This window comes from Marinomonas spartinae, assembly GCF_900089775.1.
GTDB classification, from domain to species: Bacteria; Pseudomonadota; Gammaproteobacteria; order Pseudomonadales; family Marinomonadaceae; genus Marinomonas; species Marinomonas spartinae.
On sequence record NZ_FLOB01000021.1, the window covers coordinates 1 to 20,434 of the forward strand.

Genomic DNA, 20,434 nt, shown 5'->3' on the forward strand with positions numbered 1-20,434 from the left:
TTTCAGCATGCTAAACAAGGTCGGCGCTTACCCATTGTTTTAGCACCTAACGACATTCAGAAAATACTAAGCTGCTTGAATGAACGGGATCACTTAATGTTCTCATTGCTATATGGCTCAGGACTTAGGATCAGTGAGTGCACCTGAAGCAAGCGATACAGTAAAGCAGAAATGTTATGCCGCAAACATGTACGTGTGCTAATTCTCGCACCACTTCGTGAGTTAGCAATTCAAGTCGAAGCCTGCATTGCTCTATACGCTAAGTACGCGAACTTAACCTCTATCGCCGTGTATGGTGGTGTAGATACCAACCTTCAAAAATAGCACATACCTAATTGAAGGTAGACCTCCTAGTATAGTAGCTACTCTGGGCAAACTACTCGATTTAGCTCATCATCATGTGCTGCATTTTGATGGGCTAAAAGTCATCCTCTTGGGCGAAGCTGACAGAGTGATCCAATAACATCAGTTATAAGCACTTCTTTTCTATAATCTGACAGATATTAATTTACCGCGCTTACTCTAAATGTCTGGCCTAACGGATATTATTGAAATTTTCGCTTAGAAAGCCGAACAAAGACAGTTATTATGTTACCTCTCACAATACTATATTTTGATGTTGGCCAATAAATAAGACGATGAAAGACAATATTACCATCTCCATTTCTTCAATTCATGGAAGCAAGCATTTCAGCTTCGGGAAAAGAAGCCGTCACACCTTCAAGCTCATGAGCTATTTGATTTTTATTGGCCTTCTCTTCACGGCCGGTGTCATCTACTATTTAATTAACGATGCAGAATTTTCTAAACTTAAGCTGCGTGAATTAGAGGATAAGTCCTCCTATCTCAATAAAGAAGTCACCTCGCTAACAACATTAAAAACAAACTTAGAACAGGAATTATCGGAACGAGAAGAAACAATGCAATTGGTTACAGACCGGCTAGATGATCTAGAAAAAACCCTGGGCATGGATAGTGACAGCAAAGCTGGGCTAGAGTCTCGTTTGGATACCGCTGCCATCACCTCATCAATACGGGTAGCAATGCTGACGCAAATACCCAGTGGATCCCCCGTAAAAAGTGCTAGAATTTCTTCAGGCTATGGAAAGCGAGTCCATCCGATCACAAGGAAAATAACCTTTCACCGTGGACAAGATTTTGCAGTGAATACAGGCACGCCGGTTTATGCCCCTGCGGACGGAACAGTAGAAGTAATACGACCAGGAAATAAAGGGTCTGGTAACTTTCTTCGTCTACAGCATTCTTACGGTTTTTCAAGTTCCTATTCTCACTTAAGTAAATTCGCAGTGAAAAGAGGGGATTTCGTGAGTAAAGGCGATTTAATTGGTTATTCAGGAAGCAGTGGCCTTTCTTCTGGGCCACACCTTCATTATGAAATACGATTTGTTGGGCGATCATTAAATCCCAAGCCTTTTTTAGCTTGGAACGTCAATAATTTTGATAGCATTTTTAATAGCACAAGGGGTGTGAGATGGGAATCTTTGGTGGGAAAAATAGAGTTAAGAGTCAGTCAGCAACTACAACTCTCATCGCAGAGGGTTGCACAATCAACGGTAACATTAAAGTAGCTAATCAACTACAAATTGATGGACATGTCGAAGGCCAAATAGAGGTCATTAATCAAATTAAAATCAGCGCATCTGGCAATGTATCAGGAGAAATCACTACGGACCGACTGATTATCAATGGTCACTTTGACGGCACCTGCTACGCGAATTACGTTGAAATTTTAAGCAGTGGTTATGTCACAGGCACAATCTACAGTGACAACTTAAGCATCGAAACTGGCGGTAAATTTGTCGGCCAAACTAAACCGAATAAAAAGCCTACGTCAAAACAAGAAGCGAACGATATCGATAAAAAAGTACTTCCCAAGCAAGAAACCAAGGGTATCGATAAAAAGGTTTCCCTAATTAGCAATAACCCTAGCTCTTAATAGCATTAATCAGGATGAGGCTAGTAATCTAGAAATGATAACACCGCTAGGATTCATGGAAGTCATAATGCATCCAAGAGTTCGGCATTTGTTGGGTACTTTTCCAATAAGGCCACTAACTTCTGAGCGCCTTCTAATGGCGTAAGATGAGTCAATGCACGTCGCAAGGTTCGCACCTTTTCAATATCTTTTGCATCAATCAGCAGCTCTTCACGACGGGTACTACTTTTAGCAATATCGATTGCAGGGAAAATCCGTTGATTCACCACTTCACGGGATAATACGATCTCCATATTCCCCGTACCTTTAAACTCTTCGAAAATCACCTGATCCATGCGGCTTCCCGTTTCCACCAGCACGGTAGCTAAAATGGTCAACGATCCACCATTTTCAATCTTTCTTGCCGCGCCAAACAGTTTACGCGGTATTTCCAACGCTCGGCTATCTAGCCCACCCGACATGGTTCGGCCATTACCTCGCTGCTCTGCGTTGTGTATGCGAGAGAGCCTTGTCAGCGAGTCAATAACTATCATCACATCCTTGCCTTCACCAGCTTGCTTACGAGCCGTTTCGAGCAGTTTATCTGCCACACGAACATGCTGGGTGTAGTTTTCGTCCGAAGACGACGCATGCACTTCTGCCGACACACTGCGTTTAAAATCCGTTACTTCTTCAGGACGCTCATCAATCAGCAAGGCATACAGCTTGATCTCAGGGTAAGCTGCTGCCACCGCCTGACAGATGTGTTTTAACATCGTCGTTTTGCCGGATCCCGGTGGCGCGACAATCAACCCGCGCTGCCCCATACCAATTGGCGTAATCAAATCCATCGCTCGCACAGTGCGCTGCTTAGAACCAGACGCTAAATGAAGACAAGGAGAAGGATGAACAACAACACCATTGAAAAAACGCTTCTCTGGATCATTAGGAAATTGATCCTCGACCACGTCGTCAATCGGACCTGCGTCTGCCTGTCTTTTACCTTTCAAACTTAATATTTTTCTCGCCATAATATCGATGGATCGCCTTGGGTAACAAAGTGAATGGATCTGTTTATCGTCTTATGACGAAGTATTTTTGAGATGAACTGATGAATCTATAGACTTATAAAACACGCTACCCCAACTTTAATAATTTGTTTTCGTTATAGTCCTTGCAATGAGTGATCGCAGCAATGCTAACAAAGACGTTTCCAACCTGAACTGCTGCAATAATAAGAGTGCCCTGCCTCATTCTGGCGTGTACTTTCATATTCACATTCACGCAAGACATCGCATTTAATTGGAGAGACGTCGCTTTGAGAGATGTATAAGTCTTGTAGTGAACTGAAACGATACTCGGCAAACGCTTCGAAATGTCCGCCGTTTTTGCCGAACGTATTGGCAGTAATAGAAACACTACCATCTGAGCTAGAGATCGCTAGGAAGTCAGAGTCCATTTTTTTGCTGCCAGACAACAGGGGCCATCATACCAAGCTCACCACTTGGCGACAGATAATACTTCATACCTTCCCCAGCACTTGCCATTGTCGATCAGCCAATTAGCCTCAAAATCATGGCTTTGACATTATCTATTCTGATTCACTCATAAGGTTTATTGAAGCCCCACTGTTTGCAATCATAACAACAGGACCCCAAGTTAAACATACTGTTTTCTTAAGATGCATATCTCATTAATGACAGGAACACTTTTCGGATGAATCGGGTCGGTTTCATTGATTCATGAAAAGACCATTTTTTTAATTAGATAATATCCATGACTCCAACCCTATTGATTCAGAAAATATGCTCTCAGATTGTCAATATCTGAAAAACACTCATCCCCTAGCGGAAATACAATTTCTGCTGCTTCAATAAACAAAAGATCATTACTGATACAGTAATCAAGACAACATTTGATTGCTGATATTTCATCACTACCATATTCGGTTATTAGCGACTCTTCATTATTTTTGATAAATTCTAGGATGCTAGACGGCTTATCTGAAACTCCACTACTACAGTAATTTGAGGATATCAGACCATTATCGCTATCGGAAAGACCAACCAGTGGACTACCATCTACATTAGTTAAGCTGGTGAAGTAGCCTCTGACCTCAGGAAATTTGTCTGAGATGAGCGAAAGAGAAAAATTTCTTGAGTAGTGGTACGGGTGTAGATATCCAGATATTGCAGCTGCTGCCATTGAGAAACTTGGTGAAATATCTCCCATAGTCTCTCCCTTTCCTTGTCTTACCAACTCCCCCCATGGCACTAGATTATCTTTGTAGAGATGTTCATACATTGCCTTCTGTTTTTCTTCCGATGCAGGAATAGATTTGCTTCTTGCTTCTGCACACGAAGGGTCTATTATGATGTCGAAGAAAAACTGTTTTAGTTCATTCTTAGATATTGAATGAAATGTAATATCATATCCCATGCTACTTCCTATAATTCAGAATATTAAGAGACTATAATTTAAATTAGATAAATAAATCCAATCCTATTTATTTTTCCAACATACATTTAATATTTTCAATCAGTCTGCGTGCCCTAGTGTTGAGCGCTTAAGTAAGTTTATAAACTCATCCGCCGAAACTTGCTTATTAACCTTCTATTCAATATTCAATGTAATTTCCCAAACTGTCTTAGTTGTCTTTGTCGATGCGGCCTAATCTCGCCGGCGACAGTCCAAAACTCCGTAACGCTTTGATGGCAGTGTCCACGCCATTTTCGTTTTGCATAATCGTCGCCACAGTAAGAGCCCTTTCACGTATCTCAGTACTGGCCGCTACAGTTATTACCTTCGTTAAGGCTGATGAGGTTAAGGTTTCACGTGGTAAAGTCACAGGAGCCACACCAAAAGTTTCCAGACGCTGTGCCCAAAATGGTTGTAGACTTATAAAACACGCTACCCCATCTTTAATAGCTTGAATTTGGGGCAATATCGCCATTTACTTCGCCATCAACTTCATCAGGATCGATACCATTAATTAGCAAAGTTTCCCTCACCGTTTCGACATGTTGAAGTACCAACTGATAACGATCACCGTACTCATACTTATTCACTTCTATCGCTTGTGGCATGTAGGTAAAAGCAATCTTCAGTGCTTCCAATATAGCTTGTTGATCTTCTTCACTCATTGTAAGTTCCATTCAAAAATAAAGTTTTAATTTGATTACCATAAAATTATTTAGGTTTTTAAACACATTTACCCAGCATTTTATCATTCAAAACAGCTTATTTGACTATTTAGGTTAGGTCGACACTTGAAAGCGAACAAAATGCATCGTCAAATCCACATCGATATCTTCGCAGAGGCGATAGTCACTGCCCACAATACGAGACACTGCAGACTTCCAAAAATGAAGCGCACCTGTATTTTCTTTTAAAACACGAATTTGCCACTTCCCTGGGTAGGATTTGAGAATCAGTTCAAGAACTTGCTTACCAACGCCCTGCCCTTTAAATTTGCGTAACACAAAGAACTGCTCAATATCGTAGACAGACCTATTAGCAGGATATTTGCGTACCAGGGCAAAACCCGCTAATTCCCCCTCTACATAGATAAAATATGGAAAATGATCTTCTCTTTGCCAGTAAACATCAAACTGAGACAACCGGAATGGAAACTGCCCCTGATCATTTGGCGCCCATCCCATGAATTCAGACATGTCATACACATAGTAATGGAATAAGTTCTCCAGTACACGTCGTGATGTCGACTCAATGCTGATCAATGAGACCTTTGAAACGCTTTTATCAGTCATGGACATTCATCATTTACCTGCAAACTCTTCTCTACCGTATTTCCTTATCTTAACAAGAGATTAAAAATCTTCTCGACCTTTCAGCTCAGTAAAATCGCTCATGATCCATTTTTGATAACCAGGGTGCATTTTTAACCTCTCATACCAATGTGCAACATGTTGGGGAAGCGGCACATCTAGTCCTTGGGAAATGAGCCGATAAATAATGGAACCCGCGCAAATGTCGCCCAGAGTCATGGTTTCACCAGCAACGTATGTGGAGTAAGCGAGTACGGCATCTAATGTTGCTAGGCACGTCAGGCATTTTTGTAGAGCATCATTCACTTCAGGCATGTTGCGTTTATTGGCAGGCATTCGATAATAGCCCCAGAACATCGCCATAAAAGCCGGTTGAAAAAGCACATGAGACCAATCCATCCAACGTTCATATAGCGAACGCTGATAGGCATCGTCCGAATACCAGTCGTCAGTACCATAAGTTGCCGCAAGGTAACGCAAAACCGTGTGCGACTCCCAAATAACTTTATCACCATCAATTAAGACAGGGACTTTTTTCATCGGATTCAATGAGACAAAAGTGTCAGATTCAAGTCCGCCAAAACGCCCACCTAGCTCAATATGCTCATAGGTAACGCCAAGCTCTTCCAAAAACCAAAGGACTTTTTGAACATTAAATGACGTCGTTCTACCATAGATTTTCACAAAAGACTCCTTTGATTTAGCAGGTAGCCAATAGAGGCTCACATAAAACCCCCTAGAATAAACGAAACAAGGTATACCCTACCAGCGTTTGTCTAAATCCTTTGCATACAAAATTATGGCTTGTTGGTAGGCTTTGATTGACTCATGATTCGTCGTCGATACCAACAACTCAAGCAATAATGCAGTGGCTTCTTTATGACGACCTAGGTTATACAAACACATAGCATAAAAAGGTTTGGCTTCAATCTCATTGGGATACTCAGCAAGCGTTAACTCAAAGTAGTGAAGAGCCTCCTTATAAGAGCCAATGCTTCTAAGAGTACTCGCTAACCCAAACAGCGCATCGAAACGCTCTTGCTTTGAGAGCAAGCCAGACAATGCCGATTCATAGTGGACAATGGCCTCATGCTCCCTACCTTCATTGTCATAGGACCAAGCAATCTGTAGATGCGCCTTTGCCTTACAATCTTCATTGTATAACAAGGTATTAAGCCGCCTTCTGGACTCTTCGTATTGACCAGACTGACGCAGTGCTATCGCTTCTTCTAAAACCGATTCCATCAAGATTCACCAACCTCACTGCCCCATTTATGTGAAACCGCATAACGCTCTAGCATTTCGACGGTAATATCATCAAGTTTTGGGCGACGACCAAAGCAAAAAATAGACTTTATGATAGCAATAGAATCAAAGCCTTCACTATTAAAATAGCAATCAAACTCAAAGCGACTCATATCCACATCAAACAGCTCGGAGTACTTATATAGGAACGATTCAACATCATCACCATCGATGCGAATATCTTGATAAAGACGAGTTTCTCTTGAGACCTTTTGTTTTGAGTAACCCGTTTCAGTCTCAATCATATTGGCTAAACGATTAAAAATATCCATCATCACTACTCAACCAACCGATCAGACTTATCGACAATCCGATTATACGTGGACTGAGACTTATATATTATACTGACAATATCTGCCACTACAGTGCGCCGTTTTTAGGGGCAATGGCGACGGCAGAGTTACCACACATCGGCATACCCACTTCATAATATGCTATGACGCCCAACAAATAATTCAACGCAGGCAAGTGATTCAAGGCCAATTATTACCTGAATTACGCCAAGAGATGAAAGGAAGATAACATAAGAACGGACAGATAAAAGACAAACCTCCCTGTTGTCTTCTATCAGCCAGCCTTACGAAGATGGCTTGTTATTTCAGATCTTTTGCATCATCCGTATTAACCTGCTTCTCGGCTTTAATGGCGGCGTTGTTTAGCAAGTTATACCACTTGTCACCGTTTTTCACGTTCTTCTCAAACCAAGCATAAACAGGCTTAGCGGCTTCTTTAAACTGAGCTTTTTCCGCAGGCGTTGGGACATAAACTTCACCACCAGCTTTCTTAAAGTCTTTATAGGCTTGAATGGATTTCCGTTTTGGCGAAGCAAAGGTCGCTTGCTGCAAATTATAAAAACCATCCACCACGACTTTACGCAGGTCTTTTGGCATTTTCTCAAACACATCATTGTTCATAAACCAAAGCGCCGCCATATAAGCATGCCCATCAAGCGTTAAGTATTTCAAACCCGCATCGGTAAATTTCATTCCCATTATATCGGTAATGCCATTTTTGGAACCATCCACTACACCGGTTTGCAAAGAAGTAAAGAGATCGCCCCATGGAATCGGTGTTGGGCTTGCTCCCATCGCGCGAACCAGTTGCTGTGGTAGATCGGCAACAATCGTACGTATTTTCATGCCTTTTAAATCGGCAGGTGTTTTCACCGTATGTTTGGTATTCGCAAAATTACGCCAGCCGCCTGTGTTCCCTATTGTCATTAGACGAACTGAATGACCAGAGTCTTGCAAAATTTGCTGACGCAACGCTCGAGTAAAATCGCCCGTTCTAAATACGGTTTCAGCCACACGGTCATTTGGCAAGATATAAGGCAAATCCAACACTTGAATATATGGGAACATAGATGCCGCGCCGCCAGATGTCGAGATATAGATATCGATCGATCCGGACTCTAGCGCTTCAAGGCACTCAACACCGTTACTACAAAGCTGAGAGCCCATGTAAATATCCACGCCAATTTTCCCATTTGAATGGGACTCCACATAATCCTTAAAGACCATTAAGCCATCGTAATCCTCATCACTTTCATTGGCGTTAGAGACAGCTCGAAGATTAAACTCTGCGGCATATGCTTGTTGAATTCCACCCAGCATGACACACACGCCGATCAGAGCGGAGGCAATCACATGATTTATTTTTATTCTAGGTAACATTGACAAGTCCTCTGTATTGTTTGCTTGATAGCACTATCCAGCGACCAAACCAAGTAGTCTTGGCACGGTCATGGATATGGAAGGGAAAAACGTTATTAAGAATATAATGGCGATCTCAACCGCCAAGAACGGTAAAATAGCTCGTGAAATGGTTTCTACTCGCTCACCTGAGACACTGGAAGCAACAAATAACACCAAGCCCATTGGCGGGGTTGCTAAGCCAACGGTCAAGTTAACACTCATGATAATGGCAAAATGGATGGGATCGACGCCAAGGTGAATAAAGATCGGAGCGAGAATCGGCCCTAAAATAATAATGGCCGGTCCTGCGTCTAAAAACATGCCGACAATAAACAACAACACGTTGATCAGAAATAGCAGAATGAGTGGGTTGCTACTCAAAGACAACACCCAGTTGGCTAAAATTTCCGCACTGTGCGACAAGCTGACCACGGTTTTAAAGGCAATCGCTGCGCCGACCAGTAATAAAACCACCGCCGATGACTGAGCCCCTTTGACAAAAATTGCAGGTAAATCTTTTAGCTTGACTGTTTTCATCACCCAAACACTGATAATCAGCGCATAGGCAGTTGCAATGGCGGACGCTTCCGTCGGGGTAAATAAACCACCAATAATCCCACCTAAAATAATGACTGGTGCCATAAGCGGAAAAATAGCCTTACGTGTTGCCGTTGCACGCTCAGGCCAACTGGCTTTCGCACCAGCGGCTGGAAAATTGTACTTTTTCGCCATTAAGGCCACCATAAGCATCAAAGAAAGGCCAATCAAAATCCCTGGCACAATACCGGCGGCAAATAACGATGCGACAGACACCTGCATGGTATAAGCATAAATAATCATGATGCCAGAGGGCGGAATAATGGGCCCAATGACGGAGGAAGCCGCTGTGATGGCCGCAGCAAACTTACGAGAATAGCCATTCTTCTGCATGGCGGGGATCATCATGGAACCAATGGCTGACGTATCGGCCACCGCTGAACCGGACAAGCCAGCAAACAACATACTCGACATAATATTGACATGGGCCAAGCCACCTCGGACATGCCCAATAAATGATTGAGAAAATTGCACAAGATTATAAGTGATTCCCCCTCGATTCATGATCTCGCCTGCGAGCATAAAAAAGGGAATCGCCATTAAAGGAAAAGAATCAATACCATTATAGATATTGCGGAACAGCAGAGAGATATCTCGCTCCATTCCAGTAGAAAACAACATAAAACCGGGTGCTACCAGCATGGCAAAAAAAACAGGCATGCCGATTAACAATAGTACTAAAAATAAAGGTAAAAACAGGGCTAGCATACTGACTCTCTCTTTTTTATTTTTTTAAGTAACGCTCTGTATTTAAACTATTCTGCACTAACGTTTTCTGAGGATAAAAAATGCAGTTCAAAGTCTTTTTTATAACCCATTAAACATCCAAGCTCCCTTAGACAAAGTTCAATGTTAGCGAGCAGCATGGTCGCAAAACAAACCGGCATAGCCAGATAAATCCATGCACGAGCAATAGGCATTGAAGCCGCTCTCACCCTAAAACCCCGCTCAAAAAAATCCACGCCTAAAAAGCTGAGCTTTAATAACACAATACCGGATACAACAAACAAAAAGAGTTTAAGTAGGCTGGATGCTTTTTCTGGCAAGGCATGCACAAACATATCAATGGCGACAAAGGACCCTCTTCGATAAGCCTCTCCCGCCACCATCGCCATCATCCAGATCATCAAAGCTCGGGCCGCCTCTTCAGGCCAAGGCAGTGCGTTATTTAGAACGTAACGAAAAAACACCTGAAGCAAGATTATGCCAAACATCGCGCTAACCAAAACCCAAGCGATTTGTCTGCCAATACAGCTGGTCCACTCATTGATGCGAGCTAAAACGGTCACCAATATTTTTATCACTATCATCGTGCGTTCCCCTTTTAAGGGCTGTTTTTATTGTGATTAAGGCACTTCCTGACCCGCAGCGGCCGTCCATAACTCAAACCAAGTTTCACGATCTATGTCTATATTTGAGACATGGGATAAGGCTTTGATGCGATCCAAATTGTTCGTTCCGACCACTGGAATAATGCAAGCTGGGTGTGCTAACAACCAAGCGAGTGCGATTTGATCCACGGTACAGTCTTGCATGTCAGCCATGCGCTCAAAAATGGGGGCTAAACGTTGTGTTCCTGGTGACGAACTAAACAGCCCACCACCAGCAAGAGGTGACCAAGCCATCGGTGTCATACCGTCTATTTGCATGGCGGAAAGGTTGCCATTGGTAAACTCATCACGATGCAACAAACTCATTTCCACTTGGTTTGCCACAAGGGAATGCCTCATATTGGCTTGCAATAATCGCCAATCCCAAACGGAAAAATTTGACACCCCAACCGCGCGAACCTTACCGCTATCAATAAGAGCATCAAGAGCATGGCCTGTTTCAGTGGCATTCATGAAAGGATCAGGTCGATGGATCAATAGGAGATCTAAATAATCGGTATGGAGGTTTTTTAAGCTTTGCTCAACGCTCTTTTCAATATAGTGAGCGCTGGTATCGTAGTATTTGACGCGACGACTAGGGAATTTGTCTGACAAAAGCGCAATATCACACTTGGAAATGAGCTCCATTCGGGAACGTAGCGAAGAATCTTTTTCTAATATCTGTCCAAACAGCCGCTCACACTCATAATCGCCATAAATATCGGCATGATCGAACGTTGTTATGCCTTGATCAAGACAAGCATCCACTTTCTCTCGGATATGGGTATGAGATGTATCCGCCGCATCAGACAAACGCCATACACCGTATACCAAACGACTAAACTGCAGATCAGACTGACCAACTCGCAACTTTTCCATTAATTGTTACTCCCGACTAACGCGCTTAGTAGCCAGATTCGTCCTAAACGATTCTGACTCATTTATTTTTATTATTGCCCTAATCTAGATCGTCCACAGTTTCGGAAGACGTCTCAATTAGTTGTATATTCACACTATCAGTGTATGCTCTTGATGTAAATCAATAGTGAATGAATTTAACGTAAAAACTCTTTACTATTGATGAAGTTAAGGTTCTGTCCGAGAGGTATCGGACATTTCAACTTACACAGAGCATGCTGACTTATATAATAAAGATCGCTATTTTCAGTAAATTGGGTGAGTAAGTGAAAAACAACAACACAGCAAAGCAATTACCGATATACATTCAAATCAGTGAGCTCCTACACCGAGAAATTGCCGCCGGCCATTGGCTTCCAGGTGACAAGCTGCCGATTGAAGCAGAACTCGCTACAAAGCTTGGCGTTGCCGTTGGCACCTTGAGAAAGTCTCTAGCAAAATTGGAAGAAGATGGCTTGCTTGAACGTCGCCAAGGGTCAGGAAACTATGTAAAACGCGCCCCTGATGGACAAGCCATTTACCAGTTCTTCCACCTTGAATTACGTGAAGGTGGCGGCATTCCGACGGCAAGTACCCTGAGTGTTTCTGTTGATGACAACGACTACGTGTCCAAGCAACTGGCCCTAAAAGAGGACGAGCCCCATCAACTTTGGTGTATCAAACGTGAGCGCTATTTAAACCGTCAATTGGTTGCCATGGAACAAATTTGGTTCCGTCACGCCCATGCCAAATCCCTACAAGCATCAGACCTACACGAATCCTTATATCTCCATTATCGCGAAAATTTTTCCTTTTGGATTAGTCGAGTAGAAGACGAAATTGATTGTATCTGCCCATCTGAATGGGTAACGCAAGGACTGGGACTCGACCCTGAGACTGTGTTGCCAAGAGTGCAACGTAGAAGTTGGTCCAACGAAGGCAATATTGAAGAGTTTTCATTCACTTGGTATCACCCTGAAAAAGCCAGATACATAGCACGATGGCACTAGTCATTTCTAACCACCGCTCACGAATAAAAATAAGAGGTTAAACATGAGTAAATCAGTAAGATACGGCATGCTCGGCTGCGGAATGATGGGCCAAGAACATTTACGCAACCTTGCTCTTATTGATGGCGCAGACGTCATCGCCATCACCGAACCGGACCCAACCATGCAACGTCGTTGTGCTGAGTTAGTGCCAGACGCCCACTACTTCCAAACACTGGATGATATGCTAAATGCTGATCTGGGGTTAGAAGCCATTGTCATTACCACACCAAACTACCAGCATGCTAACCAGTTATTGGAATTGTTTAGTAAAACAGCGTTACCCATCTTAGTGGAAAAACCCGTGGTAACAAGCTTAGAACAAGTCGCCAACATCCGAGCCGCTGCCGCCAAACACCCTGCCCCTATTTGGGTTGCCATGGAATATCGCTACATGCCCCCTGTCAGTCTGTTCCGCCAGCAAATACAGGATGGCGATATTGGTGAGATGAAAATGCTCAACATCCGTGAGCATCGCTTTCCCTTCCTAGAAAAAGTAAACGATTGGAACCGTTTTAACGAAAAAACGGGAGGTACATTAGTTGAAAAATGCTGCCACTTTTTTGATTTAATGCGCTTGCTGACAAGGTCAGAAGCCAAACGTATCTATGCTTCTACAGGACAAGATTGCAACCACCTCGACGAGCGCTACGACGGTATGACGCCCGATATTATCGACAACGCCTTTGTTATCGTCGATTTTGCAAGCGGTCAACGGGCTTCTTTAGATCTCAATATGTTTGCTGAAGGCTCTCGCTACCAAGAAGAAATCTGCGCCATTGGTCCAAAAGCCAAATTGGAGTGCTTTGTTCCAGGCCCTGGGCGTTTTTGGCCAAGCGAAACACTGGGCCCCGCTCCCGTGCCAAAGGTCGTACTGAGTCCACGCTCCCCCAAAGGCCCCATTGAAAAAGATATTCCAGTGGATGATAGGTTACTTGCCGCTGGCGACCATAATGGTTCAACGTTTTATCAGCATCTGGGATTTTTCAAAGCGATTACCGAAGGAGCGGCCGTCGATGTCTCCATTGAAGATGGACTTCGAGCGGTGGTCATCGGTTTAGCCGCACAGCATTCCGCCCAAACAGGCCAATCAGTCAAGCTAACGGATGATGGTTTTCACTTTTCTTAAAAAGCTTTTAAATCAATAGGTAAGCTGGATACATTTGTCACGATAAGAAAAATTCATTCACTATTGATTTACTTTTTAAAAGCAGAAGATTAAAGTGAACAGACAAATTGATACACTATTGATTCACTTTATATGGTGTATCAGATCCAATAATAATAAAATTTTCGGGAGTAGCTTATGAGTGTGGTAATTTCCAAACTGGCAGAACAAAAGCAGGTAAACGGTCTCGACTTTCCATTGCTTGTCACACCGCCTAATCATGATGTCCAAAAGGATGAACCAAGCTTTCTAGACTGGGTGTCTGAAAATAAAGCGGAACTTCATGATTTACTCATTAAGCACGGCGCTATCCTGTTTAGAGGCTTTCCTGTTGACTCGTCACAATCTTTTGAAGACATGCTCAACCAGACGGACTATGAAAATATGCCCTATGTGGGTGGCGCTGCCCCACGAGAAAAAGTAACGGCATCGCGTATTGTCACCGCCAATGAATCGCCCGCTTCTGAAACCATTCCCTTTCATCATGAGATGGCACAAGTCCCCACTCCACCGGGTTATATTTTCTTTTATTGTGAAACACCCGCTAACAAAGGTGGGGCGACCTCCCTACTTCATTCAGGTGAGATCTGTCAGAAGTTTTTCGAAATCGATGAAGATTTTGCGCAAAAAATTGCAGAGCAAGGCGTACGCTATATTCGTGTTATGCCTGACCAAACGGATAACAATTCTGCAATTGGTCGCTCGTGGAAAGAAACCTTCAATGTCAAAACCCGAGAGCAAGCCGAAGAAAAAATGCGCGAAGCGGGCATGAGCTGGGAATGGCTTGAAAACGGTAATTTGAAAACAGAAACAGCGATCTTAAAAGCCATTCGCTTTGATGAAGAAACACAACAAAAAGTCTTCTTTAACTCCATCGTCGCGGTTTATACCGGTTGGAATGATGCCCGAAACGAAGGTAAAAAGGCGGTGTCCACCGCCAACGGCGATGTCATGGAGGAAGCTGTTTTGCAACAACTAATGACCGAAATGGACGAAAGCTGCGTTAACTTTAAATGGCAAGCAGGGGATGTACTCTGGGTGAATAATCATACTGTACTGCATGCTCGTCAACCATTCGAAGGAGAGCGACGCATTCTCGTCTCGATTGCCTGCAAGTAAATACTAACGCCATAGTAGACAGGATTTGATTAACCAGAGACCTTTGCACGATGTCACGAGCAACACCAAGCAAAGGTCTTTTCGCCCCTCCATCGGTAAGAATAACGCTAAATAGCCCCGACATGCCTTAAAGCACGAACGGTCATGGCCTTTCTTAGGCTTAAATGTTTTGCATCCTTAACCGCTAAATTGGTAGCGAAAAACCAAACACCAGAACGGCTCTCAACATAGCCAACATACCAACCGACAGGGCTTTCTACTCGTCGCGCCCAGCCACTTTTGGCGTACATTGAGTAGTTTTCCGTTTTCTCAGCCAGCATAATGTCTTTTAGAACATGGAAGGCGTTATCACTGAAAGTCAGCTCATGATGATATAAGCGCTTTAAAAAATTAACTTGTTCGTACGCCGTCAGCTTTAGCGTACCGTCTAGCCAGAAAGTTTGTACATCAAACTGGTCTGGCAAAGCACCGTAATGCATCGCTTTGATGTAGGCTTTATATTTTTCTGCGCCGACTTTTTTCGCTATATCTTGATAACACCACACACAGGATACTTGGAAAGCAGAAGCCAGTGTTTGGTTTTGGTTCCATGCCTTAATGTCATGTTCTTTCCCATCCCACTCGAAAACACTGGATTTCCCTGTTACGAGATGTTCGTCTACCCCTATTAGCGTATTGGGAATTTTAAACGTTGAGGCAACAGCAAGCTTGGTATGGGCCCGAGATTGGTTATAAACATACCTTTTTGAGCCGTCTAGGTTTTCAATAACAACCGTTCCCTCAACTTGAGAATCCGCAAATACTGCTTTAAGGTCTTCGTCTCCCTCTTGGGCAAAAACATTGGTGGCAATAAAAAAGATGAGCAATAGTAATTTATTCATTCCTTGATCCTTACTCGACGTAGCATGCTGTTGTAAGCAGTTTTCTAGACAATGCTAGGGCTTCTTTAAGCTTAGCCAGCTCTTATAAAGACCAAGCTATCTCTTCTAACAGAATGCTTATTATGTTCGCTCGCTAAATACTAGCTTGAGGGCAAGTGCCGCAAAGCTTGTGGCAAAAATGCGTTGAATCATAATACTGGCCTTCTCAGATTTTATGATATAGGCACTAAACAAACCGGATAAAAAGCCATATATAACAAACACAACAAAGGTCATTAGCATAAATACAGCCCCAAGTAAAAGCATACTGTTCAAAGGGTTTTCTACACTGCTAGGAATAAACTGCGGAAGGAAAGCTAAAAAGAAAATGGACAGTTTAGGGTTTAAGATATTTAACAGGAAACCTTTGATGACAAGGCTCGAATACTGTTTGTTTGACTGTTGCTTAGAGAGGCTTAAAGGAGAAGAAGAACGCCACATTTGCCATGCTAAATAAAGAAGATAGGCCGCCCCCGCATACTTAACAACTTGAAAAGCAACAACACTCGTGTGAAAAAGAGCCGCAAGCCCGCAACTACTCGCTAACAAAGCCGGAATAATACCTAAAGTACAGCCAAATGCCGCAAAGAAACTCGCACGCTTCCCAGAAAATAGACCCGTAGCAACAGTGTATAAAACACCTGTCCCAGGGATCAACACGACAACTAGCGAAGTCAGTAAAAACCCAAAAGATATCATCGACTGTATCCTTCTTGTAAAGTATAAGCTAGCAAGAACACTAACACCAAACCTAGACAATATCACTATATGTATCTCTTGGCTTAGCGGACATTTAGGTTAAGCAGTAACCCCTGCTCAATGGCATAACGTGTTAACTCCGCTGAGTTGGTTAAACCCAGTTTTTTACGAATATTCGCCCTATGATTATCCACCGTACGCTTACTTAGTTTTAATCGTGACGCGATGGCTTCACTGCCGTGTCCTTCAGCGACCAAGGTAAGCACTTCGATTTCACGCGTGCTAAGCGGGCTTTCATCTAGATTATTTTGACCATCCTGCCAGGCCATTTCTTGAGCAATCGCGGGGCTGACAAAACGCTTTCCGCTCATAGCCCCCATGATGGCCTTTACCAGATCTTCAGAGGCATCCAGCTTAAGCACATAACCGTCAATCTTAGCGATAGACGAGGCACGCTTAAAAATACTCAGCTCAGTATGCATGGTCAGCATAACGATGGCACCTTGATAACCACGAGAACGTAGGCGCTCGGCAAGCTCCAAACCATTCCCCTGTGTTAAGGAAATATCCAACACACAAACATCAGGTTTTTTCCCCATGATGATTCGCTCAGCATCAATGACATTGGTAGCCGTATCGACCACACTAATTTGCTGAGACTCTTCCAACAAGGCTTTAACGCCCTGCTGAAACATCACATGATCATCCACCACAACCGCATTAATCATGAATTGGCACCTCTAACAATATAGTGGTTCCATTGGAACCTTGGCTGTCAACACTTAAACTTGCCCCAAGAATCATACTTCGCTCGTTCATCGAGTTCATACCATAACTGTCTTCCGCTGTCTCCTCTTCCATACCTTTACCATCATCCGTTATCTGCACTCGATAGATATTGCCTGTTACGCGAAACGATAAGGTAATTTCTTGTGCACTACTGTGTTTAATCGCATTATTCAAGGCTTCTTGTCCAATACGATACACCTGATAAGCGCCCTCTTGACTCAAAGTAACTTCATCTTTCGAAAATATTTTGAGAGTTATGCCAGCCAAACTGCAGTTATGCTGTGCCAAACTGATAATGGCTTGCGTCGGTGAGCCTGACATAACCTCTATAGGTTTTAGATTACGAATGACGGATTTCAATGTATTCGAGGTATTGGCGACTTCAGACTTAAGCATCTCCCCCAAATTGGACTCCAACTTAGACGCATTGAGGTTGATTAACAGCTTAAGTGTAGACAGCCCTTGGCCAACCCCATCATGAATGTCCCGTGTTAGCCTGATGAAGATGCTATTACCTTAGGCCTATGTTGGTTAACCTTGGGAGTATGCATTATGCTGTTTTTACTAAAACGCGGCACCAAACTCGAATTAGAAATAAAATAACGTTATAAGCGTCATACAAAAAGGCCAAGTGTTTGCTAGTTTTTAGCAACACTTGGCCTTTTTAATAAACGGAATTGACCTTAAAAGCTTTTCTATTTACAGCCAAACAAGTCCGCTATATGGCTTTGTTGTCAGAGCTTCTAACCTGCTTTTGAGTGAGCCTGAGTGTAACTCTAATTTGTGACCATCAGGGTCTAAAATATACAACGACTGCCCTTCACTTTTGTTTTCTTTCCAGACGTCGACACCTTGCGAAACGATGCGTTTTGTAAAGGCTTGAAATTCGTTAGGAGCGATATCAAAGGCGACATGGGTGTAATCGCTTTTAGGGCAAGGTTCATCACAAGAAAGACAGAACCAAAGTTCACCTACCGACAAGTACGCCCCATTGTCCCACTTAACATGAGCAGTAAAGCCTAAAGTATCTCGATAAAACCCTAGAGAACGTTCCAAGTCACTCACTGCGATGGTGATATGATTAAGGCCTAGAATCACGGTTTACTCCAACAACATGCGCTTATTAACGTCCGTTGGTTCCTGTGAGCGGAATGATATTGCTCGGAAATGTCATTGACTCAACTTCACCGGCAAACTCCTTCGCCACTTTCGAAACGGTCTTGCTGACATAAGCATACTGCTTCGAAAATGGCGGCCAATAATCACCAAGCCCCAGAGCATCGTTAATGACCAAAACTTGTCCATCGGTATCAGGGCCCGCACCGATACCGATGGTAGGAATAGACAATGCCTCGGTGATCTCACCTGCTAGCGCATAAGGGATATGCTCAAGCACTACCATAAACGCCCCGGCATTCTCAATCGCTTGAGCTTCATTGATGATTTTCTTCGCTTCCTCGCTAGACTGGCCAACTTGCTTGAAATTTTTGGCCGTTTGGGGGAGCAATCCAGTATGCCCGACCACCGGAATATTGTGCTTCACTAAGTGCTGGATAACTTGGACATTAGCGCCTTCCAGTTTCACGCTATCTGCCCCCGCCTGGATAAGCCGCTGAGCGTTGGAGAAGGCGGTTTCCGGATCAATATCTGTGCCATAAGGTAGGTCTCCTATTATATGGGTTTGCTTCGCACCGCGACGTACTGCCCCGATGTGATATTCCATATGTTCTATAGTGACCTCACGGGTGCTATCAAAGCCCATTTCAACCATCCCCACGGTGTCACCAACAAGAATCACCGGAATCCCAGCTTCCTCAAGACTTCTGGCAACCGGGCAAGTATAAGCAGTTAGCATGGGGATAGGCTTCGTTCCCTTCATTGCTACAAAATCTTGCGGATTCATTTTCATTGTTTTCTTCTCCTATTTTTGTTGCTAAGAAACTAACACCAAGGTTTGTTAAGCGCGTTTTTCTACTTTCCATGGTGGGTTTAAACGGTTCTCCCCCGCCCAATACAACTTAATTTTATTACCAGACGGATCTTTAATGATCGCCTCTTTCCAAAGGTAAGGTTGTTCTGTTGGTGCTTGTTCAAAGACAATCCCTTTTTGCGCTAGGTCCTCACACAGCTCATCAAGGGCTTTATGCTCAAAATAGATCACCGAATGATTTTCAAATGTATCACTTTCAAGAGAAAGAGAAAATGTTGAAGCCCCATCTGGACAAGAAAAACGAGCATATTGAGGGGCATCAACTATTTGCGTAAAGCCCAGTTTTAGATAAAACTGCACGGCGTCTGCCATATTGCTAACCGGTAAAGTGACCTGATTAAGTTCCACTGTTCCTCCAAGTGCATCGACATAGTAACTCCCACGAGGCTAGCCTCTAATAACACACAGATCAATATAAAAAAGATGACAGTGAGGTGACGGTCAGATCAGCTCTGAGTTAATAGTACTCTTATTACACCAATCACCGAGACAGGTACTATATCCTCTCCGCTAGACGGCTGACTTTATCCAACCAAGCTGCTCGCTTGACGCTATTAGAATGCATTACTGGACCAAAATAAGTCGACGCCCGATTTTTTATGCCTGAAAATTCCAATATCGCGCTCTTTAGGTGTTTGTATATGACATTCCCTTGGGCGTATTTATACCAAAATGGAGGAGTATCAAGTGTAACAATCAGCTCAGATGTTCGCCCTTTCAGTAACTTTTCTGGTACGGCCTTACCCTCAATATATTTGAATGCAAAATTGGGCAGAAAGCTTCTATCGATCATACCTTTGAACTTTGCAGGTACCGTCCCCCACCAAACAGGACTAACAATCACAATATGTTCAGACCATTTAACCAATTCCTGAAATCGCAACAAATCTGGCTCTAATAAAACAGTTTTATCATACCCTTGCTCTAAACTAATCTCGAAGCTCATTTCACCAATGTCAATCCGTTTAACTTGATGCCTTACCGACGCAGAATGCGCGTAACGCTCAGCTAAGTTTTTACACAAACTATTGGACTTAGGATTTGCATTAACAACTAGTACTTTTTTCATGAATATCACATCCCTCTTGAATAAAAGCATAGTGTAAGGTCTTA

Annotated in this window: 28 protein-coding genes; 6 read left to right on the plus strand and 22 right to left on the minus strand. The window is 43.2% G+C overall.

Annotated elements, in window-relative coordinates; all coding sequences use genetic code 11:
• Positions 1 to 171: 171 nt before the first annotated feature.
• From MSP8886_RS22195 to MSP8886_RS20920, 3 genes are all read left to right on the plus strand, one after another.
• Positions 172 to 324 carry a DEAD/DEAH box helicase gene (locus MSP8886_RS22195; RefSeq protein WP_139063188.1) on the plus strand — a complete coding sequence of 51 codons (153 nt, stop codon included), beginning with the start codon at positions 172 to 174 and terminating at the stop codon, positions 322 to 324.
• 314 nt (positions 325 to 638) lie between these two features.
• On the plus strand, positions 639 to 1,589 hold the full coding sequence (locus MSP8886_RS22015) for a peptidoglycan DD-metalloendopeptidase family protein (RefSeq protein ID WP_083201081.1): 951 nt from the start codon (positions 639 to 641) through the stop codon (positions 1,587 to 1,589).
• Positions 1,493 to 1,957: a bactofilin family protein gene (locus tag MSP8886_RS20920; protein ID WP_067020781.1), complete on the plus strand. Its 465-nt coding sequence runs from the start codon at positions 1,493 to 1,495 to the stop codon at positions 1,955 to 1,957. The genes MSP8886_RS22015 and MSP8886_RS20920 overlap by 97 nt, the downstream gene beginning before the upstream one ends.
• 62 nt (positions 1,958 to 2,019) lie before the next feature.
• On the opposite strand, the gene rho is transcribed toward MSP8886_RS20920, so the two are convergent.
• From rho to MSP8886_RS20985, 14 genes are all read right to left on the minus strand, one after another.
• Positions 2,020 to 2,967, minus strand: coding sequence for a transcription termination factor Rho (gene rho / locus MSP8886_RS20925; protein WP_067020784.1), 948 nt, complete (start codon positions 2,965 to 2,967; stop codon positions 2,020 to 2,022).
• A gap of 167 nt (positions 2,968 to 3,134) precedes the next feature.
• A complete protein-coding gene (locus tag MSP8886_RS20930; protein ID WP_139063189.1) occupies positions 3,135 to 3,395 on the minus strand; it encodes a hypothetical protein in 261 nt (86 codons plus the stop codon).
• Between the two features lie 329 nt (positions 3,396 to 3,724).
• Positions 3,725 to 4,375: a hypothetical protein gene (locus tag MSP8886_RS20935; RefSeq protein ID WP_067020790.1), complete on the minus strand. Its 651-nt coding sequence runs from the start codon at positions 4,373 to 4,375 to the stop codon at positions 3,725 to 3,727.
• A gap of 208 nt (positions 4,376 to 4,583) precedes the next feature.
• Positions 4,584 to 4,889: a hypothetical protein gene (locus MSP8886_RS20940; RefSeq protein ID WP_067020793.1), complete on the minus strand. Its 306-nt coding sequence runs from the start codon at positions 4,887 to 4,889 to the stop codon at positions 4,584 to 4,586.
• Entirely contained in the window at positions 4,858 to 5,079 is a 222-nt protein-coding gene (locus MSP8886_RS20945) for a penicillin-binding protein (RefSeq protein WP_067020795.1), read from the minus strand. Before MSP8886_RS20945 ends, MSP8886_RS20940 begins: the two co-directional genes overlap by 32 nt.
• Before the next feature lie 114 nt (positions 5,080 to 5,193).
• Positions 5,194 to 5,706, minus strand: coding sequence for a GNAT family N-acetyltransferase (locus MSP8886_RS20950; RefSeq protein ID WP_067020902.1), 513 nt, complete (start codon positions 5,704 to 5,706; stop codon positions 5,194 to 5,196).
• Between the two features lie 60 nt (positions 5,707 to 5,766).
• Positions 5,767 to 6,408 (minus strand): glutathione S-transferase family protein, encoded by a 642-nt coding sequence (locus MSP8886_RS20955; protein ID WP_067020796.1) that lies wholly within the window; start codon positions 6,406 to 6,408, stop codon positions 5,767 to 5,769.
• Positions 6,409 to 6,486: 78 nt separating this feature from the next.
• Complete coding sequence (locus tag MSP8886_RS20960; protein ID WP_067020797.1) at positions 6,487 to 6,969, minus strand: tetratricopeptide repeat protein; 483 nt, start codon at positions 6,967 to 6,969, stop codon at positions 6,487 to 6,489.
• Entirely contained in the window at positions 6,969 to 7,304 is a 336-nt protein-coding gene (locus tag MSP8886_RS20965; RefSeq protein WP_067020800.1) for a DUF1493 family protein, read from the minus strand. The genes MSP8886_RS20960 and MSP8886_RS20965 overlap by 1 nt, the downstream gene beginning before the upstream one ends.
• 85 nt (positions 7,305 to 7,389) lie before the next feature.
• The gene (locus MSP8886_RS22735; RefSeq protein WP_281197875.1) at positions 7,390 to 7,512 is read right to left on the minus strand and encodes a hypothetical protein; all 123 of its coding nucleotides are present in this window, start codon (positions 7,510 to 7,512) and stop codon (positions 7,390 to 7,392) included.
• A 110-nt stretch (positions 7,513 to 7,622) separates the two neighbouring features.
• Positions 7,623 to 8,702 carry a TRAP transporter substrate-binding protein gene (locus MSP8886_RS20970; protein ID WP_067020803.1) on the minus strand — a complete coding sequence of 360 codons (1,080 nt, stop codon included), beginning with the start codon at positions 8,700 to 8,702 and terminating at the stop codon, positions 7,623 to 7,625.
• Between the two features lie 33 nt (positions 8,703 to 8,735).
• The gene (locus tag MSP8886_RS20975) at positions 8,736 to 10,028 is read right to left on the minus strand and encodes a TRAP transporter large permease (RefSeq protein ID WP_067020806.1); all 1,293 of its coding nucleotides are present in this window, start codon (positions 10,026 to 10,028) and stop codon (positions 8,736 to 8,738) included.
• 47 nt (positions 10,029 to 10,075) lie between these two features.
• On the minus strand, positions 10,076 to 10,630 hold the full coding sequence (locus MSP8886_RS20980; RefSeq protein ID WP_067020809.1) for a TRAP transporter small permease: 555 nt from the start codon (positions 10,628 to 10,630) through the stop codon (positions 10,076 to 10,078).
• A gap of 36 nt (positions 10,631 to 10,666) precedes the next feature.
• Positions 10,667 to 11,569: an aldo/keto reductase gene (locus MSP8886_RS20985; RefSeq protein ID WP_067020812.1), complete on the minus strand. Its 903-nt coding sequence runs from the start codon at positions 11,567 to 11,569 to the stop codon at positions 10,667 to 10,669.
• A 305-nt stretch (positions 11,570 to 11,874) separates the two neighbouring features.
• Between MSP8886_RS20985 and MSP8886_RS20990 the strand changes: the two genes are divergently transcribed.
• The 3 genes from MSP8886_RS20990 to MSP8886_RS21000 all read left to right on the plus strand — a co-directional run bounded on the left by MSP8886_RS20990 (position 11,875) and on the right by MSP8886_RS21000 (position 14,923).
• A complete protein-coding gene (locus tag MSP8886_RS20990) occupies positions 11,875 to 12,597 on the plus strand; it encodes a GntR family transcriptional regulator (protein ID WP_067020816.1) in 723 nt (240 codons plus the stop codon).
• A gap of 43 nt (positions 12,598 to 12,640) precedes the next feature.
• Positions 12,641 to 13,765: a Gfo/Idh/MocA family protein gene (locus MSP8886_RS20995; protein ID WP_067020818.1), complete on the plus strand. Its 1,125-nt coding sequence runs from the start codon at positions 12,641 to 12,643 to the stop codon at positions 13,763 to 13,765.
• 177 nt (positions 13,766 to 13,942) lie between these two features.
• Positions 13,943 to 14,923, plus strand: a complete 981-nt coding sequence (locus tag MSP8886_RS21000) for a TauD/TfdA family dioxygenase (protein WP_067020824.1) — start codon at positions 13,943 to 13,945, stop codon at positions 14,921 to 14,923.
• Between the two features lie 107 nt (positions 14,924 to 15,030).
• Here MSP8886_RS21000 and blaOXA read toward each other — a convergent pair whose 3' ends face one another.
• From blaOXA to MSP8886_RS21040, 8 genes are all read right to left on the minus strand, one after another.
• Positions 15,031 to 15,804 (minus strand): class D beta-lactamase, encoded by a 774-nt coding sequence (gene blaOXA, locus MSP8886_RS21005; RefSeq protein WP_067020826.1) that lies wholly within the window; start codon positions 15,802 to 15,804, stop codon positions 15,031 to 15,033.
• Positions 15,805 to 15,924: 120 nt separating this feature from the next.
• A complete protein-coding gene (locus tag MSP8886_RS21010; protein ID WP_067020828.1) occupies positions 15,925 to 16,542 on the minus strand; it encodes a LysE family translocator in 618 nt (205 codons plus the stop codon).
• An 83-nt stretch (positions 16,543 to 16,625) separates the two neighbouring features.
• Positions 16,626 to 17,270 (minus strand): response regulator transcription factor, encoded by a 645-nt coding sequence (locus MSP8886_RS21015; protein WP_067020831.1) that lies wholly within the window; start codon positions 17,268 to 17,270, stop codon positions 16,626 to 16,628.
• Positions 17,263 to 17,727, minus strand: a complete 465-nt coding sequence (locus MSP8886_RS21020) for a sensor histidine kinase (RefSeq protein ID WP_067020834.1) — start codon at positions 17,725 to 17,727, stop codon at positions 17,263 to 17,265. The genes MSP8886_RS21015 and MSP8886_RS21020 overlap by 8 nt, the downstream gene beginning before the upstream one ends.
• Before the next feature lie 303 nt (positions 17,728 to 18,030).
• Positions 18,031 to 18,429, minus strand: coding sequence for a FosG/FosC2-related fosfomycin resistance glutathione transferase (gene fos / locus MSP8886_RS21025; RefSeq protein ID WP_067020837.1), 399 nt, complete (start codon positions 18,427 to 18,429; stop codon positions 18,031 to 18,033).
• A 25-nt stretch (positions 18,430 to 18,454) separates the two neighbouring features.
• Positions 18,455 to 19,240, minus strand: coding sequence for a 3-methyl-2-oxobutanoate hydroxymethyltransferase (panB, locus tag MSP8886_RS21030; protein ID WP_067020840.1), 786 nt, complete (start codon positions 19,238 to 19,240; stop codon positions 18,455 to 18,457).
• 48 nt (positions 19,241 to 19,288) lie between these two features.
• On the minus strand, positions 19,289 to 19,669 hold the full coding sequence (locus MSP8886_RS21035; RefSeq protein ID WP_067020843.1) for a VOC family protein: 381 nt from the start codon (positions 19,667 to 19,669) through the stop codon (positions 19,289 to 19,291).
• A gap of 148 nt (positions 19,670 to 19,817) precedes the next feature.
• Complete coding sequence (locus MSP8886_RS21040; RefSeq protein ID WP_067020905.1) at positions 19,818 to 20,390, minus strand: NAD(P)H-dependent oxidoreductase; 573 nt, start codon at positions 20,388 to 20,390, stop codon at positions 19,818 to 19,820.
• Positions 20,391 to 20,434 lie beyond the last annotated feature (44 nt).

Coding starts and splice junctions, on each gene's coding strand:
- MSP8886_RS20975 (WP_067020806.1), bottom strand. CDS start 10,028: ATGCTAGCCCTGTTTTTACCTTTATTTTTAGTACTATTGTTAATCGGC.
- MSP8886_RS21040 (WP_067020905.1), bottom strand. CDS start 20,390: ATGAAAAAAGTACTAGTTGTTAATGCAAATCCTAAGTCCAATAGTTTG.
- MSP8886_RS21010 (WP_067020828.1), bottom strand. CDS start 16,542: ATGATATCTTTTGGGTTTTTACTGACTTCGCTAGTTGTCGTGTTGATC.
- MSP8886_RS20995 (WP_067020818.1), top strand. CDS start 12,641: ATGAGTAAATCAGTAAGATACGGCATGCTCGGCTGCGGAATGATGGGC.
- MSP8886_RS20940 (WP_067020793.1), bottom strand. CDS start 4,889: ATGGCGATATTGCCCCAAATTCAAGCTATTAAAGATGGGGTAGCGTGT.
- blaOXA (WP_067020826.1), bottom strand. CDS start 15,804: ATGAATAAATTACTATTGCTCATCTTTTTTATTGCCACCAATGTTTTT.
- MSP8886_RS20985 (WP_067020812.1), bottom strand. CDS start 11,569: ATGGAAAAGTTGCGAGTTGGTCAGTCTGATCTGCAGTTTAGTCGTTTG.
- MSP8886_RS20960 (WP_067020797.1), bottom strand. CDS start 6,969: ATGGAATCGGTTTTAGAAGAAGCGATAGCACTGCGTCAGTCTGGTCAA.
- MSP8886_RS21000 (WP_067020824.1), top strand. CDS start 13,943: ATGAGTGTGGTAATTTCCAAACTGGCAGAACAAAAGCAGGTAAACGGT.
- MSP8886_RS20980 (WP_067020809.1), bottom strand. CDS start 10,630: ATGATAGTGATAAAAATATTGGTGACCGTTTTAGCTCGCATCAATGAG.
- MSP8886_RS22015 (WP_083201081.1), top strand. CDS start 639: ATGAAAGACAATATTACCATCTCCATTTCTTCAATTCATGGAAGCAAG.
- MSP8886_RS21015 (WP_067020831.1), bottom strand. CDS start 17,270: ATGATTAATGCGGTTGTGGTGGATGATCATGTGATGTTTCAGCAGGGC.
- MSP8886_RS20950 (WP_067020902.1), bottom strand. CDS start 5,706: ATGACTGATAAAAGCGTTTCAAAGGTCTCATTGATCAGCATTGAGTCG.
- panB (WP_067020840.1), bottom strand. CDS start 19,240: ATGAAAATGAATCCGCAAGATTTTGTAGCAATGAAGGGAACGAAGCCT.
- MSP8886_RS20920 (WP_067020781.1), top strand. CDS start 1,493: ATGGGAATCTTTGGTGGGAAAAATAGAGTTAAGAGTCAGTCAGCAACT.
- MSP8886_RS20970 (WP_067020803.1), bottom strand. CDS start 8,702: ATGTTACCTAGAATAAAAATAAATCATGTGATTGCCTCCGCTCTGATC.
- rho (WP_067020784.1), bottom strand. CDS start 2,967: ATGGCGAGAAAAATATTAAGTTTGAAAGGTAAAAGACAGGCAGACGCA.
- MSP8886_RS20945 (WP_067020795.1), bottom strand. CDS start 5,079: ATGAGTGAAGAAGATCAACAAGCTATATTGGAAGCACTGAAGATTGCT.
- MSP8886_RS20935 (WP_067020790.1), bottom strand. CDS start 4,375: ATGGGATATGATATTACATTTCATTCAATATCTAAGAATGAACTAAAA.
- MSP8886_RS21020 (WP_067020834.1), bottom strand. CDS start 17,727: ATGCTTAAGTCTGAAGTCGCCAATACCTCGAATACATTGAAATCCGTC.
- MSP8886_RS20930 (WP_139063189.1), bottom strand. CDS start 3,395: ATGGACTCTGACTTCCTAGCGATCTCTAGCTCAGATGGTAGTGTTTCT.
- MSP8886_RS20965 (WP_067020800.1), bottom strand. CDS start 7,304: ATGATGGATATTTTTAATCGTTTAGCCAATATGATTGAGACTGAAACG.
- MSP8886_RS22195 (WP_139063188.1), top strand. CDS start 172: ATGTTATGCCGCAAACATGTACGTGTGCTAATTCTCGCACCACTTCGT.